The 17,233-nt window shown below is 38.2% G+C and carries 14 protein-coding genes; 10 read left to right on the forward strand and 4 right to left on the reverse strand.

Annotated features, from left to right (window positions below; genetic code table 11):
- Nucleotides 1–198 precede the first annotated feature (198 nt).
- Both bshC and ABJH90_RS16235 read left to right on the forward strand, forming a co-directional pair.
- Complete coding sequence (bshC, locus tag ABJH90_RS16230; RefSeq protein WP_348140389.1) at nucleotides 199–1,800, forward strand: bacillithiol biosynthesis cysteine-adding enzyme BshC; 1,602 nt, start codon at nucleotides 199–201, stop codon at nucleotides 1,798–1,800.
- Between the two features lie 55 nt (nucleotides 1,801–1,855).
- Nucleotides 1,856–3,226, forward strand: a complete 1,371-nt coding sequence (locus tag ABJH90_RS16235; RefSeq protein WP_348139951.1) for an aminotransferase class V-fold PLP-dependent enzyme — start codon at nucleotides 1,856–1,858, stop codon at nucleotides 3,224–3,226.
- A 12-nt stretch (nucleotides 3,227–3,238) separates the two neighbouring features.
- Here the strand turns inward: ABJH90_RS16235 and ABJH90_RS16240 are convergent, their stop codons facing one another.
- Nucleotides 3,239–3,790, reverse strand: coding sequence for a pyridoxamine 5'-phosphate oxidase family protein (locus ABJH90_RS16240; protein ID WP_348139953.1), 552 nt, complete (start codon nucleotides 3,788–3,790; stop codon nucleotides 3,239–3,241).
- A gap of 254 nt (nucleotides 3,791–4,044) precedes the next feature.
- Nucleotides 4,045–4,770, reverse strand: coding sequence for an SIMPL domain-containing protein (locus ABJH90_RS16245; RefSeq protein WP_348139955.1), 726 nt, complete (start codon nucleotides 4,768–4,770; stop codon nucleotides 4,045–4,047).
- Between the two features lie 78 nt (nucleotides 4,771–4,848).
- Here ABJH90_RS16245 and guaA point away from each other — a divergent pair, with 78 nt between their 5' ends.
- Genes guaA through ABJH90_RS16265 form a run of 4 tightly spaced genes read left to right on the forward strand, consistent with a single transcriptional unit; the run spans nucleotide 4,849 to nucleotide 9,462 of the window.
- Nucleotides 4,849–6,381, forward strand: coding sequence for a glutamine-hydrolyzing GMP synthase (gene guaA / locus ABJH90_RS16250; protein ID WP_348139957.1), 1,533 nt, complete (start codon nucleotides 4,849–4,851; stop codon nucleotides 6,379–6,381).
- Nucleotides 6,382–6,392: 11 nt separating this feature from the next.
- Nucleotides 6,393–8,543 carry a LysM peptidoglycan-binding domain-containing protein gene (locus ABJH90_RS16255; protein ID WP_348139959.1) on the forward strand — a complete coding sequence of 717 codons (2,151 nt, stop codon included), beginning with the start codon at nucleotides 6,393–6,395 and terminating at the stop codon, nucleotides 8,541–8,543.
- The gene (locus ABJH90_RS16260; RefSeq protein ID WP_348139961.1) at nucleotides 8,540–8,944 is read left to right on the forward strand and encodes an OsmC family protein; all 405 of its coding nucleotides are present in this window, start codon (nucleotides 8,540–8,542) and stop codon (nucleotides 8,942–8,944) included. The genes ABJH90_RS16255 and ABJH90_RS16260 overlap by 4 nt, the downstream gene beginning before the upstream one ends.
- A 38-nt stretch (nucleotides 8,945–8,982) precedes the next feature.
- A complete protein-coding gene (locus ABJH90_RS16265) occupies nucleotides 8,983–9,462 on the forward strand; it encodes a DUF922 domain-containing protein (RefSeq protein ID WP_348139963.1) in 480 nt (159 codons plus the stop codon).
- A gap of 27 nt (nucleotides 9,463–9,489) precedes the next feature.
- Here ABJH90_RS16265 and ABJH90_RS16270 read toward each other — a convergent pair whose 3' ends face one another.
- On the reverse strand, nucleotides 9,490–10,356 hold the full coding sequence (locus tag ABJH90_RS16270) for a TIM barrel protein (RefSeq protein WP_348139965.1): 867 nt from the start codon (nucleotides 10,354–10,356) through the stop codon (nucleotides 9,490–9,492).
- Nucleotides 10,357–10,403: 47 nt separating this feature from the next.
- On the opposite strand from ABJH90_RS16270, the gene ABJH90_RS16275 reads away from it, so the two are divergent.
- The 3 genes from ABJH90_RS16275 to yidC all read left to right on the forward strand — a co-directional run bounded on the left by ABJH90_RS16275 (nucleotide 10,404) and on the right by yidC (nucleotide 14,281).
- Nucleotides 10,404–10,646: a DUF3820 family protein gene (locus ABJH90_RS16275; RefSeq protein ID WP_348139967.1), complete on the forward strand. Its 243-nt coding sequence runs from the start codon at nucleotides 10,404–10,406 to the stop codon at nucleotides 10,644–10,646.
- 50 nt (nucleotides 10,647–10,696) lie between these two features.
- Complete coding sequence (locus tag ABJH90_RS16280) at nucleotides 10,697–12,334, forward strand: CTP synthase (RefSeq protein WP_348139969.1); 1,638 nt, start codon at nucleotides 10,697–10,699, stop codon at nucleotides 12,332–12,334.
- A gap of 96 nt (nucleotides 12,335–12,430) precedes the next feature.
- Nucleotides 12,431–14,281, forward strand: coding sequence for a membrane protein insertase YidC (gene yidC, locus ABJH90_RS16285; RefSeq protein ID WP_348139971.1), 1,851 nt, complete (start codon nucleotides 12,431–12,433; stop codon nucleotides 14,279–14,281).
- Between the two features lie 443 nt (nucleotides 14,282–14,724).
- Here the strand turns inward: yidC and ABJH90_RS16290 are convergent, their stop codons facing one another.
- The gene (locus ABJH90_RS16290; RefSeq protein WP_348139973.1) at nucleotides 14,725–15,708 is read right to left on the reverse strand and encodes a fasciclin domain-containing protein; all 984 of its coding nucleotides are present in this window, start codon (nucleotides 15,706–15,708) and stop codon (nucleotides 14,725–14,727) included.
- A 283-nt stretch (nucleotides 15,709–15,991) separates the two neighbouring features.
- Here ABJH90_RS16290 and mnmA point away from each other — a divergent pair, with 283 nt between their 5' ends.
- Entirely contained in the window at nucleotides 15,992–17,182 is a 1,191-nt protein-coding gene (gene mnmA, locus ABJH90_RS16295; RefSeq protein ID WP_348139975.1) for a tRNA 2-thiouridine(34) synthase MnmA, read from the forward strand.
- The last annotated feature ends 51 nt before the right edge of the window (nucleotides 17,183–17,233 follow it).

Raw genomic sequence — 17,233 nt, forward strand, 5'->3', positions numbered from 1 at the left:
TTTCAAATTAGGACGCTAAAGCTAAGAAATATTAAGGAAATCACATTTTAAGTTCGGTGTTATTCGTTTATGAGTCGCCCAATTACAAGGCTTACAAAGAATTGGTTCCTCATTTCTATGTAGTTAAAACATCTTAACGTATTTTTGGGAAGAGTAAAACCCGAGAATTTTATCTTTGATCGGATTTTAGAACTTTTTATGGAAGTAGCCTGTATACCATTTAAAAAAACCGGATATTTTTCTTCACTTATTTCCGACTATCTGGACGAAAACAAGAAGCTAAAACCCTTTTATAACAGATTTCCTAAAATTGAAGAGTTTAAGGCTCAAATAGAGGAGAAGTCCAATTCGTATCCACAGACTAACAGAAAAATACTAAAGCAGGTCCTTCAAGAACAATACCAGGGTGTAAGGGCTTCAAAAATTACCTTATCCAATATTTCATCTTTAGGTAAAGACCAAACCTTTACTGTGGTTACGGGACATCAGCTTAATATTTTTACTGGCCCGCTATATTTTTTATATAAGATAATCAGTACTATAAATCTTGCAAAAGCATTAAAAAAGGAGTATCCAAAAAATAATTTTGTTCCGATATACTGGATGGCTACCGAAGATCATGATTTTGATGAGATAAATTATTTTAATCTACACAACAAAAAGTTACAATGGAATCGAGATTCCTCGGGAGCAGTAGGAAGGTTAGATACTCAGGGATTAGATGCTCTATTTGAAGCTTTTTCAAAAGAAGTGGGCCACAATACTAATGCAGAAAACCTAAAAGATCTTTTCAAAAAAGCCTATCTGGAGCACAATTCACTTACTGACGCAACCAGACACCTGGCTAATACCCTTTTTGGGGAGTACGGTTTGGTAATTGTGGATGGTGATGATGTTAAACTAAAAAACCTTTTTATACCCTATATAAAGAAAGATATCCTTGAAAACCTGTCTTATACAAAAGTAAATGAGACTATAACTTCACTGGAATCTGTGTCTCCTGTTTACAACATTCAGGTTAACCCAAGGGAGATCAATCATTTTTATTTAAAGGATGGGTTACGGGAAAGGCTAATCGAAAAAGAAGGCTTTTTTTATATTAACAATACCGAACTTAAATTTACAAAGGATGAAATATTGATTGAACTGGATACCCATCCAGAAAGATTTTCACCTAATGTGGTTACCAGACCCCTTTACCAGGAAGTCGTCCTTCCTAATCTCTGCTATATTGGCGGAGGTGGCGAATTAGCCTATTGGCTGGAGCTTAAATCGTCTTTTGACGCAATGAAAGTGGCATTTCCCATCTTGTTATTGCGTAATTCTGCTCTGTTGGTATCAGAAAAGGAAAATAAAAAAATAAAAAATTTAGGCCTGATTCCGGCGGATTTGTTTTTGAAGCAAAACAGTCTTATTAATAAAAGAATACGGGAAATTTCCAATATTGATATTGATTTTTCAACTCAAAAGGAGCATCTAAGCAATCAGTTTGAAGCGCTTTACCAATTGGCCGAAGAAACAGACAAATCCTTCCTGGGAGCAGTAAAGGCTCAGGAAGTAAAGCAACTAAACGGACTCAACCATCTGGAAAAACGATTATTAAAAGCCCAGAAACTAAAACTTAAAGACCAGGTGATTAGATTAACAGCTATTCAGAACCAGTTATTCCCTAATCAATCCCTGCAAGAACGTTCTCTGAATTTTTCAGAACTCTATCTGGAATTGGGAGACAAGCTTATTCCTTTTTTACTAAATGCGCTGAATCCCTTAAAACAGGAATTTTTGGTGTTAAAATACTAAGCCAATTAATGGCATAGGTTTCTTTTCCAGCGTACTTTTGATAAAAATTTAGCTCATGCATAATGTGGATATAGAATTGGTAGAAATGACCCTCGATGTCATGAAATATGCCATTAATAGAATTACCAATCAATCCCCGGAACTGGGATCACCCATTAAGGAAGAGGAATTAAAGGAGCAGGCAGGGGAGACTATTACTCCTTCTGGTATAGGCGGCGAGAATGCCTTTCGTCTTTTTCGTGATGTATTGTTAAAAGCAACCGTTCCAATAGATCACCCCAGGCATCTGGCTTTTGTACCTGCGGCTCCCACACGCGCGGCCATTATGTTTGACCTGGTGACCTCGGCATCCAGTATACATGGGGCCTATTGGATGGAAGGCGCCGGAGGTATTTTCTGTGAAAATGAAGCTATGCGATGGCTTGTAGAACTGACGGGCATGCCCGAAGGTGCTTTTGGCGTTTTTACCAGCGGGGGTACTGCTGCAAATCTATCGGCCATGGTAACTGCAAGAGAATATTGGCGAAAGAAAAAGGAAAATCAGAATAAAAAAGGGTGCCTCCTTACTTCAGTGGGCGCACATTCTTCAATTAAGGCCATGGCAAAGGTAATTGATGCCGATGTGCTCCTGGTTGAAACAGATGATCTGATGACGGCCGAAGCTTTACAAGAAAAAATATCTTCCCTGGATAAAAGCACAATGGAAAGGGTTTTTGCTGTGGTGGCTACAGGCGGTACTACCAATGCGGGTATTGTGGATGATCTGAATGGGATTGCAAAAATTTGCAAGGAACTTAACCTTTGGTTCCACGTAGATGCGGCCTATGGTGGTGGCGCACTCGCAGCAGATTCAGTTAGGCATCTGTTTAATGGGATTGAAAAAGCTAATAGTATTACGATAGATCCCCATAAATGGTTATTCTCGCCCTATGATTGCGGGGCTATTATTTATAAAGATCCCGAATTGGCAAAAGTCGCTCATTCCCAGGAAGGCTCTTACCTGGATATCATTAAAGATCCGGGCGCGCATGGGTTTAACCCTTCTGATTACCAGATACAATTAACCAGGAGGTTGCGGGGATTACCGTTGTGGTTTTCACTAGCTACTCACGGAACGGATAAGTATAAATGGGCTGTAGAACGAGGTATTGAATTGGCTAATTTAGCGGGGGAATTAATTTCATCCAGGGCGGAATTGGAACTGATTCGACCTCCAAGCCTTTCCTGTGTCCTTTTTAGGCGCAAAGGCTGGTCTCCGGATGACTATACAAACTGGACTTATAAGAACCATCGTGATGGCTTAGCTTTAGTTACTCCCAGTAAATGGAAAACCAAAGAAGGTTTTGAAACGGTATCCCGTTTTTGTTTTATTAATCCGGATACGACAGAAGAGGATATTAAAGTTATTTTGGATACTATGAAATAAACTGAGTCGGTTTTACGGGACAAGGAATTCTCCGTTCCAAAGTTCTTGCCTCATGGAAAACCGCACCCTCAGATGCTCTGGTTGTTGTAATTTCAGGTATTCTATTTTATAGGGAGTAACTTCAATCACACAGAAATGATTTTCCTCCTTAAGATATTCAATTAATTTAGGATCCTCGAGCGGTGTTCCCGGTGCCAGGGCTGTGGTATAATCCTTGCGAGCTTTTTCAGGAATATCATTACTATAAGTTTCTTCTATTGCCTTTCCTTTAATTATTTTGGCAATACCTTCAACTTTTAGTTGTAAGAGCATTTCAGGATGATAAAATAATAAGCCTACCTTATTATTTTCCTTTATATGAATAATTTTTTTTGAGCGAAAATCAGTATAAAAAGAAAGTTGGAGTTCATCAGAAACCTTTCTTAAAACTACTGTTCTTTGCCTGGCCAAACGGTCCAAACCTACCGTTCCCAAAGTAAAGTAGCGAAAAGGATGCGATTGTTGTGTGCTCCCTTTTTTTAGTTCTTCCTGCATGTTTTTAAAAATCTGATCTGTTCTTTCCATATATATAAAGGTAAAAAAATTAAAAATTAGGTAGGGTATTTTTAGAGAAGATTGTTATATATATAAATTGCTATGAAAAAGTTCATTTTTTATAGATAAAATTGTGTCATAACAAGTTCATGTGTTTAGGTTGGTTTTTGATTTGAAAAGCCCTGACGATCGTCGTCGGGGCTTTTTCTTTAAACCGGGGATTTAGCATATTTATGTAAATCGTTGCTATTATAAAGTAGGATTAAAATAACACCTCACTCATCTTATTTCACCTTGTATTCAAGGCGCATGGTAATAGAAGCAGTCTTCTTTTTAGCTGAGGTATTATATGCTCCGCCCCAGCTGTAATCCTCGTCGGAATTTTGCCCGGTTATTTGAAAAACACCCATACGGGCAGAAATAAGATCGCCTAAAGTACCCCCGGAATTCTCCGCTATTTTTTCAGCTCGGATACGGGCATCTTCTGTAGCCTTCGAAATCATTTTAATCTTAAGATCTGATAATTTGGTGTAATAATAACGAGGAGGTGAGGAATTAAACTGTACTCCTTTATTTAATAGTTCCGTGATCTCACGCGATACTTTTTCAACCAGTGCTACATCATTAGATTCTATCTGAATAGATTGAGACAGCTCATACCCCCGGAAGATTGAACCAACAAAATTTCCGTTGTCGTACTTATTATCGCGTTGCTCAATAGTTTGAACGGCATTAAAAATTATGTTATCCGGGCTTATCCCCTTGGATACCAGATAATCCCTTACTATTTCCTTATCATTGTTCAATTGTTCAAAAGCGGACTTTAAAACTGTATTAAAGGCAACAAAACGCCCTTCCCAAACAATGAGGTCTGATGTGAAGTTCTCATTTCCCAGCCCAGTAATAGAAATCACCCGTGCAGGATTTGACCGTTGTACATAAGCATTACCCAGAAAATAGGCCGATATCACTATTGCGACTCCAAATATTATGGCATTTAAATGTTTCATTTATACAGCGTTAATAAAGATGTTATAAATATACCGAAAACTTGCTTTTGAAAATCCCTTGAATTACTATTTTTGCCCATGCAAAACAACGTCCTTATTTTAGATTTTGGTTCCCAGTATACGCAGCTCATCGCCAGACGAGTAAGGGAACTGAATATTTACTGCGAAATTAAGCCTTATAACAACCCTCCGGAAGACCTGTCGGGCTATAAAGCAGTAATCCTTTCCGGTTCTCCCTTTTCCGTAAGGGCAGATGATGCCCCGCACCCGGATTTATCTGAGATAAAGGGAAAGAAGCCCATGCTAGCTATTTGCTATGGAGCGCAATACCTCGCTCATTTCGGTGGAGGAAATGTTGCCCCTTCGAATACGCGTGAATATGGCCGGGCAAGACTTACTTCGATTGATGGAGATGAACCGTTTTTTTATGAGATCAGAGAAGATTCACAGGTATGGATGAGCCATAGTGATACTATAAAAGAATTACCTGAAAATGGTGTGCGGCTGGCCAGCACAAATGATGTGCTAAACGCGGCCTATAAAATAGAAGGGGAATTAACTTACGGTATTCAGTTTCACCCCGAAGTTTATCATACGAAACAGGGAAAACTGCTTTTGGAAAACTTTTTAGTACATATTGCAGGTTTGCAGCAAACCTGGACTCCGGATGCATTTGTGGAAACCACAGTGGCGGAATTAAAGAAAAAGATAGGAAGTGAAAAAGTTATTCTTGGACTGTCAGGAGGAGTAGATTCTACTGTTGCAGCCGTTTTATTGCATAAGGCAATAGGAGAACATCTCCATTGTATTTTTGTTGATAACGGATTGCTCAGGAAAAATGAATTTCAGGAAGTGCTGGACCAGTATGAGCATATGGGTCTTAATGTGAAAGGAGTTGATGCTTCGGCACGTTTTTTGAATGCTCTTGCAGGAGAAGATGATCCTGAAAAGAAAAGAAAAATTATTGGAGGCATTTTTATTGATGTTTTTGATGATGAATCGCATAAAGTTGAAGATGCCAAATGGCTAGCTCAGGGAACCATTTATCCCGATGTGATTGAGTCGGTATCTGCAACAGGAGGGCCTTCGGCAACTATTAAGAGTCATCATAATGTAGGAGGATTGCCCGATTTTATGAAACTAAAAGTGGTAGAACCCTTGAAAATGTTGTTTAAAGATGAAGTGAGAAGAGTAGGGGCCACTCTGGGAATAGAAGATGAACGTTTGGGGCGTCATCCGTTTCCGGGACCTGGATTGGCAATACGAATATTGGGCGATGTTACGGAAGAAAAGGTAAATATTTTGCAAGAGGTAGATGCTATTTTTATAAATGGTTTAAAGGAATGGGGACTTTATGATGAAGTTTGGCAGGCCGGAGCCATGCTTTTACCCGTAAATAGTGTAGGGGTCATGGGAGATGAACGAACCTATGAAAAATGTGTAGCTTTGCGGGCAGTCGAAAGTACCGATGGTATGACGGCAGATTGGGTTAATTTGCCCTACGAATTTTTACAAAAGACCTCAAATGAAATAATAAATAAAGTTCCGGGAGTAAATAGAGTGGTTTACGACATCTCTTCAAAACCCCCGGCAACAATAGAATGGGAATAAAACCTACAAGTATGTCAAAAAGATTTTTAATTACAACGGCTGCAATTATACTGTTTTCATGCCAGGCCATGGCACAGCAGTTTAGCTCTCATGCGGTAAAGGTTGGAGAAACTGTTTACAGTATTGCAAGACAATACAAGGTAAACCCGGCTGATATCCTAAAGTATAACAAAGAAATAACAGAAGCCGATGTACTCAATCCTAATACTATTCTCGTCATCCCTCTGGGCGCTAAAGTATTAAGCGCTCAGGATTCAACTGCCTTAAAACTTAAGGAGGCCACGGAAGAACAGAATAAGCCGGTTGATTTTATTACACATAAGGTTAAGAAAAGGGAAACTATTTTTAGCATATCGCAGCGATACAATATTTCTGAAGAGGATATTAAACGCTATAATACTCAATTGTACGCCAAACAATTGAAAAAGGGAATGCGTTTAAAAATCCCTAAATATCTAAAAGTTGAAGTTGAAAACGATAGTATTAACCTTGTTGATTTTGAAACTTATACAGTACTGCCAAAAGAAACAAGATGGAGTATTGCCAATAAATATGGTATCACTATAGATAGCCTTCTTGCCTTAAATCCCGAATTGTCAGATGTTACGAGTTTTCTGGCAGAAGGTCAGGAGTTGAAGCTTCCTAAAATTGCAGGCAGCAGTCTGGAGGATCAAAACGTAGAATTGTATATCTCCTATACGGTTCCACCAAAAAAGACTTTATATAGCCTTTCGCAAGAATATAAAATTAGCTCCCAGGATATTGTTCGGCTAAATCCCGAGATCGGGGAACGTGGGGGGTTAAAGGAAGGCATGGTAATTAGGTTACCGGAAATGAAAATTGACGAAAATGAGGTAAATACGGATAATTTCATATTTTATGAAGTTAAACCCAAACAAACAGTATTCTCCTTAACCAGGAATTTAGGTATTGATTATAATGAAATGCTGGAACTCAATCCGGATCTTTCCAAAGGGCTAAAGGCCGGGATGGTTTTAAAACTCCCTAAAGAGCAAAAGGGAAACTTCGAAGTGAAGAATTCTTTAATTCTTGATAAAATAAACCTTTTGGATAGCATTAATTCGGTTAACAAACCTAAACTAATTTATTTACTTCCTTTTCGTACAGATAAATTAGACCTTAGTGATATTGATAGCGCTACAGATGCAATTGCACGAAGTAATGCTATTAGTTATAGCCTTGGTTTATATAGTGGTGCCCTGGTTGCTCTCGATTCTATTGCCGAACTGGGAATTTCTGTTGATGTAAAAACATTTGATACTCAATTAAATCCAGACAAAACAAGACTAATACTTCAGGGAGAAAATTTAGAAGGAGTTAGTGCCATTGTAGGGCCATTACAATTAAATTCCTTAAAAGAAGTAGCTATTAAGGCAGCTAATGCCAAGGTTCCTGTTATTGCACCTCTGGCATCAACAAGTGATTTTGAACTCGAAAATGTTTTCTTTTCAATTCCGTCTGATCAGATATTGCGTGAACGCATGCTCGGTTTTATTAAAGATTCTATAACAGATGAGAATATTATTGTGATTACCGATGCAAAGAATAAACCGGTTGGCGAACAGATAATAGAAAAGTTTCCTTTGGCTAAATCTGTAGATCTTCAGGAAGATGAAGAAAATATTTCTTTGGATTTGGAGGTATTTGCCAGTCTTCTTTCCCTTGAAACCGAGAACTGGGTATTTGTAGAGACCGATAATTTTAAAGTGGTTTCTAGTGTAAGTTCCATTCTTAATTCGTCTAATTCAGATACCACCAAAGTGAGGATGTTTACCACCAATAAGAATAAGGCATTCGAAAATGATGTTATTTCAGGGGCGCATTTGTCTAACCTGAATTTCACCTATCCCTCTGTATATAAACAAGCTAATAATAATGCTTTCGTAAGAAGATACAGAAGGCGTTTTGGAGCAGAACCGGATCGGTATGCGGTGCGTGGTTTTGACCTTACCTTTGACCTTCTTTTAAAATTGGCCTATAAACTTAACTTATTTGAGGCCTCAAATATCATTGGGATTACGGAGTATTGCGGTAATAAATTTGATTATGATAATGAACCTTCTTCAGGATATTACAATACTGCTTCCTATATAATGAAGTACGAGGATATGAGAATAACCCTGATTAATTCCGAACCGTGACCTCAAAAGTTACATATACAGGCAAATTACGCACTAGCTGTATACACCTGCGTTCAGAAAATGAAATCATAACAGATGCACCCCTTGATAATAATGGCCTTGGACAAGCCTTTTCCCCTACAGATACGGTTGCTACTGCTTTAGCCAGTTGTATGCTTACCATGATGGGTATTAAGGCCAGGGATATGGAAGTTGATCTAAAAAATTCTGTCGCAGATGTCACAAAGCATATGGCTGCAAATCCAAGAAGGATTTCTCAGATTGATATAAGGCTGCATTTACCTGCTATAATTACTGAAAAGCAAAAAAAAATTCTGGAGCACACTGCGCGAACCTGCCCGGTACTATTAAGTCTTCATACAGATATTAAAAAGGAAATTATATTTCATTGGGATCTCTAAGATTCATATTTGGCCTTTTTTTATTTCTCTGGTCTGGCATGTCATTCGCACAAGAGGAAGAGGCCATTCTTTGGCACCCCAAACAAAGGTTGAGCTGGTCTAATTTCAAAGCCGAACCCATAGAGGGTTCCAAGGTAGCTGCCACAACGGCAAGTGGGTTGAGCTATCAGTTTTCTACAACCGAAGAAGATGGAAAATATGAATTGGATTATACGGTAAGTACTTTTTTTTATCCGGATAGATCATGGTATCAGCCAAAAATATGTGATGAAGTAATTCTAAGTCACGAGCAGCTGCATTTTGATATCTCTGAATTGTTTGCCAGGAAAATGCGAAAAATTATGGATAACACCACATTTACAAAAAATGTGAAAGCGGAGGTAAAAACCATTTATCGTAAAATAAATAAAGAACTTGCAGAATTTCAGCAAGTTTATGATAATGAGACCAACTATTCCAGAAACACAGAGCAGCAACTAACTTGGAATCAGAAAATAAATGATGCCCTTAGAAATTAAGTATCTGGCTTTGTTTGCTCTTTTGGGCTAAACATCACAAATAGTTATCCCTTGTTTTAATGCAGCAATTTTGTCCTCCCAGCTGGGAATAAATTCCTGTGCCACGTAGCCTTTAAATCCAGTTTCTAAAATAGCCTTCATAATAGCCGGATAATATAATTCCTGAGTTTCATCGATTTCATGCCTTCCGGGATTGCCACCGGTATGATAGTGTCCAAAATATTCATGATAATCCCTGATTGTACGAATTACATCCCCCTCCATAATCTGCATATGGTAAATATCATATAGTAATTTGAAATTCTCTGAACCTATTTCCTTACATAAGGCCACACCCCATTCTGCATGATCGCACATATAGTCTTTGTGGTCTACTTTAGAATTCAAAAGTTCCATCTGAATAACCACGCCGTGTTTTTCTGCCAGAGGCATAATTTGTTTTAATCCTTTTGCGCAATTTCTGAGCCCGTCTTCATCATTCATACCATTGCGGTTTCCACTAAAACAAATCAGATTGGTGTAGCCGGCTTCTGCCACTTTCGGAATCATTTGTAAATAATCTTTTATCAGTTCCTGGTGCAGTTTAGAGTCGTTCCAGCCTTTCTCAATACCAAAACCTGCGCCCCAACACATAGATGCATGAATGCCATACTTTTTCATTAAAGGCCAATCTTCGGGCCCTGTTAAATCCATTGCTGCAATGCCTAATTCATTAAGGCTTTGGAGAAAATCCTCCATGGGAATCTTGCTATAGCACCAACGACATACGCTGTGATTAATATTTCCTTTTAAATCATTGGTAATAAAAGATTTTCCTTCCATGGCAACGCCGGCAGTAGAAACTAAACCTACGGAGGCGGCCACAGAAGAGCCGATGAATGTTCTTCGTTTCATTTTATATCATTTATAACTTATTAAAGATAATTTATTTAGATTTAATAATGGAACTATTTCCCGATAGGAAAAAGCTTATAGAACTCGCTCATTATAAAATGCCTTATGGCAAGTTTAAAGGGCGATACCTGCTAGATTTGCCTGAAGCTTATTTAATCTGGTTTCAAAGAAATGGTTTTCCTAAAGGTAAGCTTGGGGAGCATATGAAGGCCATTCTTGAAGTTAAAATGAATGGCATAGAGGGCCTCATTAGAAAAATTAGGAAAGAATTTCCTCCGGATACCCAATAATTTCTAGTTGCATTTTTGTACCTTTGAATCCCGTAATATAGAAGTGCAATATGCCAGATACAAAATATGTTTTCGTTACGGGGGGTGTTACTTCTTCACTTGGAAAAGGAATCATTGCAGCTTCCTTAGCCAAACTTCTGCAAGCCAGGGGTTATAAAACCACCATACAAAAACTGGATCCTTATATCAATGTAGATCCGGGTACCCTTAACCCGTATGAACATGGAGAATGCTATGTTACGGATGATGGAGCGGAAACCGATTTGGATCTTGGCCACTACGAACGATTTTTAAATGTAAAGACCTCGCAGGCCAATAATGTAACTACCGGCAGAATTTACCAGAGTGTAATTGAAAAAGAGCGCCGGGGAGAGTTTTTAGGTAAAACGGTACAGGTAGTTCCACATATTACCAATGAAATTAAGGAACGGATTCAAATACTTGGAAATAGTGGTGAATATGATATTGTTATTACTGAAATTGGGGGCACCGTAGGGGATATTGAATCTCTACCCTATATAGAAGCGGTAAGGCAATTACTATGGGAGCTGGGTGATAACAATGGCATTGTGATACATCTTACATTGGTTCCATACCTTTCTGCAGCAGGCGAATTAAAGACCAAGCCAACACAGCACTCTGTTAAAACATTGATGGAGAGTGGAATAAAGGCAGATATTCTGGTGTGCAGAACAGAACATGAACTGTCTGATGACATCAAACAAAAACTGGCATTGTTCTGTAATGTTAAAAAAGAGGCCGTCATACAATCCATAGATGCGTCAACAATATATGATGTACCGGTGATGATGCAGGATGAAGGTTTAGATACAGTGGCACTACAAAAACTTGCCTTACCCGATAATAATGCACCGGATCTGGATCAATGGAATGAATTCCTGGACAGGCATAAACATCCTAAGTCTGAAGTGACCATTGGTTTAATTGGCAAATACGTTGAATTGCAGGATTCTTACAAATCCATTCTGGAGTCTTTTATTCATGCAGGTGCTATAAATGAAGTTAAAGTAAACATAAGATCTATTCATTCAGAGCATATCACAGCCAAAAACTTTGAAGAAAAAATGAAGGGTCTTCAGGGAATTCTTGTGGCACCTGGTTTTGGAGAACGGGGCATTGAAGGTAAAATCAAAGCTGTGCGATATGCAAGAGAAAATGATATTCCTTTTTTAGGGATATGTCTGGGTATGCAAATGGCGGTAATTGAATTTGCAAGGAATGTTTTGGGCTTAAAAGATGCCAATTCGACTGAAATGGACGGAGGTACAGAACATCCTGTTATTAGTTTAATGGAAGCGCAAAAGTCCATAACCAATATGGGAGGTACAATGCGTCTTGGAGCCTGGGATTGTGATATACAGGAAGGTACACTTGTGCATAAAGTGTACCATGGAATAACTTCTATTTCAGAAAGACACCGGCATCGTTATGAATTTAATAATGATTACAAGGAAGAATTGGAGAAAGCAGGTATGTTGGCCTCAGGAATAAATAAAGAAACCGGATTGGTGGAAATAATAGAATTGCCTTCTCATCCTTGGTTTATAGGTGTACAATATCATCCGGAATATAAAAGTACAGTAGCTAACCCACACCCTCTTTTTGTGGGCTTTGTTAAAGCCGTATTACTGCACAAAAGACAACAAACTAATGCCAGTTTGGCATAAACTCCACAATTGGATATATATTTGCAGACTATTTGGAACTATCCGTTCACAGGCAAAAGCCAAATTCATAACGGCTTAGTATTTAAATTAAGTTAAATGGAAGAAAAAAAACTGGACATAAATTCCATCATCGGCTTCGTACTGATATTTGGTATTCTCATTTTTTGGTTTTATCAAAATCAACCTACACCAGAGGAATTGGAAGCTCAAAAAGCGGAGCGGGCTAAAGTGGAGTCTCAGGTAATAGAGGAGGAACTCGAAGTTCCTCAGGCTGTTTTGCCTGAAACAAAAATAGATCTACAAGACTCTGTTGCCATTGCTGATTATAAAAAAACCATAGGTGGTTTTGGATTTACTTCAGCTAAAGAAGGCACTACCATACTTGAAAATGAAATCCTTTTTTTGGAAGTAAGCAATAAAGGGGGCCAGATAATTGAGGCCAGGATGAAGAAATATGTCACCTTCGATTCCATACCTATTTATTTAGTAAAAGACGGAAACGCCTCTTTTGGAATTAATTTTTCAACAAGGGATAATCGGGTATTGGATTCAAAGGATCTGTTTTTTGAACCATCCATGTCGAAAAATGGAGAAAATCAGGTGCTTTCAATGAAGGCAAAGGTTGCGTCTGATCAGTATCTGGAATTTCGTTATGAGATGAAACCTGATGAATACCTGGTAGACTATACAATTCGTTCTCAGGGTCTAAGTGGCATAATAAATGATACCCAGCCCATAAATCTTAATTGGAAACTCAGGGGTATCAGACATAATAAGAGTATTCAATATGAAAACAGGTACACAAGACTTACCTATAAGCATGAGGACGGTAAAATAAGCAAACTATCTGAGAGTGGTGATGATGAAGAAATTGAGAATGGGGTTACCTGGCTTTCTTACAGACAACATTTTTTTAGTTCTATCCTGGCAACTAAGACTCCTTTTGAGTCTGCAGACTTAAGCTCGAAGAATTTAGTGGAGGAGGAGAGTAAAGAAGCTAAAACAACCAAGGAATTTACTTCTATTACACCCCTGGAAATGGAAGGCGGGGAACTTTCCTATAATATGAACTGGTATTATGGACCAACAGATATTGCAGTTTTATCTGAATATAAGGAATTGGGACTGGCAGATTCTATTCCTTATGGCTGGGGGATTTTTGGGTGGATAAACCGGTATGTGTTTACCCCATTTTATGGCTTTTTAAGTTCTTTTTTACCCTTCGGGATTGCGATAGTGGTAATGACTATCCTGGTAAGGTTACTGATGTCTCCAGTTACTTACAAGTCGTATTTATCTCAGGCCAAGATGAAGGTGTTAAAACCGGAAATTACGGAACTCACTGAAAAGTACAAGGACAATGCTATGAAAAAACAGCAGGAAACCATGAAGCTCTACAATAAGGCCGGGGTGAGTCCTATGAGTGGATGTGTACCAGCACTATTGCAATTGCCTATTTTCTATGCCTTATTTATGTTCTTCCCAACATCTTTTGCGTTACGCCAGAAAGCGTTTCTGTGGGCAGATGATTTATCTTCCTATGACACTATAGCGGAGTTACCTTTTACGATTCCTTTTTATGGAGACCATGTGAGTTTATTTCCGATATTGGCATCTGTTGCCATTTTCTTTTATATGATGATGACCACTGGGCAGAATATGCAAACCCAACCGGGTATGCCAAATATGAAATTCATCATGTACCTGTCTCCATTAATGATGCTTTTCTTTTTTAATAATTATGCAAGTGGATTGAGTTTGTATTATTTTGTTTCAAACCTCATTACCATCTTTATTATGTTAGCCATAAAGAAATTTATTCTGGATGAGGACAAAATACACGCTCAGATACAGGAGAATAAAAAGAAGCCTAAAAAGGAAAATAAGTTTCAGCGTAAAATGAGGGAGATGATGGATCAGGCAGAGCAGCAGAAAAAGAATAAATAATTAAACTTTTCATAAAAGAAAAAAGCCCTGACACTTGTGTCGGGGCTTCTAGCTTTAAGTAGGTTTAGTTTGATAAGATTTGGGACTTCAAAGATGCACTATAGTTCCACTAAGAAAAAAGAATAGTTGTAAAGGCTCATTTTTTGTATGTTAACAGTTTCAATTTTGTTGTTTCGAATTTCTAAGCAGAATCCTGGACTTTTTTCCTACAAAAAAACTCCCCTGAAATTCAAGGGAGTTTACGCTACCAAATAATTGATTTAGTCTACTAAATCACCTGCTGTGATATCTGAAGACATAACGAGGTTTAATAAAATTTCCGACAAAACATCTGTTGGGACGTCTTCGAAGGAAGCGAAACCATTATAATGACCCTAATTTTAAGCATAAAAAAACTGCCGTAAAGACGGCAGTTTAAACTTTATTTTAGTAAACCTTTAAATCTAATTTGTTGTATCCGGGATCATTACTTTAGTAATAAGGTGCATGACGCCATTTGCAGCCTGTATGTCAGCGACTGCTATTTCAATATCTGTATTTCCGGAACCATCCGTGATTGTTATAATACCAAGCGATAATGCAAATGTAATATCGTCACCTTCCAGGGTAGTAGCGGTTGATTGGTCTGTAATATCTTCAGATCGGAGATTGCCATTGCTAATGTGGTGTTGAAGCACAGCGGTTAACAAATCTTCATCAATGTCGTCTACGGTGTTCCAATCGGGATTAGTGGCAAGCAGCTCATCAAATGCAATTTCAGCAGGTGCAAAGACAGTAAACGGTCCTGTACCTGAAAGAAGTGCTGCAAAATCGGTGCCTGGGGTTGCAGTCGTCAAAGCAATTGTCAACTGTTCAAAATTAATATCATTTGTTATAAAGGTCATCAATGTTGGAAAATCTATTACCGTGTCAACGGTATGAATAATGCCATTCGATGCAAGTACATCCCCGTCAACTACGTTAGAAGCGCCGTTAAATTCAATTGCAGCACCAGTGGCATCGAAATAGAGGGAGAGCTTTGTGCCATCGGTTGGCCCGTCTGCCAGGGTCTCTGCATAATTCCTGGCAAGAGTTTGAAAATTTGCTGTATTTATTTCTGAACCAATTACATGATTAAGTAGTAATTGTTCCAAAACATCAACAGGAACATCATTGATACTGGCAAAATTCCCGGTAGCTAAAAATAGGTCGAACGCAGTATTTGTAGGTGCCAGAACCGTAAAAGGACCAGGGCCTTCAAGGGCAGTTACTAAATCTGTAATTTCCAGTGCCTCAACCAAAGTGGATAAATTAGGGTTAGCCATTGCAATTTCAACAATGTTTTCACCAGATTGGGACCCACCTCCGTCATCATTGTTGCAGGAGAGTACTGTTAAGGCCAAAAGAGTTAAAATCAGGAAATGTTTTAAACTTTGATGCTTTTTCATAATTCTTTTTTTATTTGTGATATAAAAATGCAATATTTTTTGTTGACATTTTTTTTGTCTAATTAAATTTAGGATAAATTTAATATTCTTTTAAAATTGCTTTTTGATTTTAAATCAAGCTTGTTTGCCTGCCATTTAGGGTTAATCGAATTTTAACAATATTCAAAAATATTGCACGTGTAATTGATACTGTAACGTTTTTGATATCTACTCTAGTGCAGAGACTTTTCTTCTTAGCCCGAATAATAATCAAATTTTGTAATTTTGCAGCTCTTTAGTAAGTATGAAAAAAGTAGTTGTAGGACTTTCGGGAGGTGTAGACTCTAGTGTGGCAGCATATCTGTTGAAAGAACAAGGATATGATGTCATTGGCCTTTTTATGAAAAACTGGCATGATGATTCTGTGACCATTTCCAAAGAATGTCCATGGCTGGAAGATAGCAATGATGCATTGATAGTTGCCGAGAAATTGGGAATCCCTTTTCAAACGGTAGATTTGAGTAAAGAATACAAGGAACGCATTGTAGATTATATGTTTCGGGAGTATGAAAAAGGAAGAACCCCCAATCCAGATGTGTTATGTAATCGGGAAATTAAATTTGATGTTTTCTTAAAGATTGCAATACAATTGGGAGCAGATTACGTAGCGACAGGACATTATTGTAGAAAAGGGGAAATTTTGAATGCTGATGGATCTACTACTTACAGGTTATTAGCAGGGGTAGATGATAATAAGGATCAATCCTATTTTTTATGCCAGCTGTCCCAGGATCAATTGTCGAAAACACTTTTCCCAATTGGGGAGTTGACTAAACCACAGGTTAGGAAGATCGCCTTTGATAATGATTTAATTACTGCTGATAAAAAGGATTCTCAAGGACTTTGCTTTATTGGAAAAGTGCGCTTACCCGATTTTTTACAGCAAAAGTTAAAGCCAAAAAACGGGCCCATAGTGGAAGTGCCAAATAATGTGCCCCAATACGCACGAAAAGTTCCTGTTTTTAATAATAAATTTGAGGAATTGGCCTTTTATGCTCAAAAACCCGTTTACGAAATTTCCGATGGTAAAGTAGTAGGCCAGCATCAGGGTGCTCATTACTTTACTAAAGGACAGAGAAAAGGGCTTGATGTAGGGGGTACCCCTGAGCCCTTATTTGTCATAGATACTGATGTTTCCGAAAATATCATTTTTACGGGACAGGGAAAAACCCATCCCGGACTTTTCAGACGAACATTATTTATAAAGAATGATGAATTGCATTGGATTAGACCCGACCTTAGTCTTAAAGTAGATGAGGATATGGAGGTTTGGGCCAGGATACGATATAGGCAACCACTCCAAAAAGCCAAATTATACAAGGTTGATACCGGGCTTTATGTTGATTTCGAAGAGAAACAATCTGCCATAACTGAAGGACAGTTCGCAGCCTGGTATATTGAAAACGAGCTTATAGGTTCCGGAGTAATTTCTTAATTTTTCCGCTAAACAATCGGAATTTTAATAATTAAGTTTTAGCGCAGGGAG

The sequence above is a fragment of the Eudoraea sp. genome (assembly GCF_039969275.1).
Lineage (GTDB): Bacteria > Bacteroidota > Bacteroidia > Flavobacteriales > Flavobacteriaceae > Eudoraea.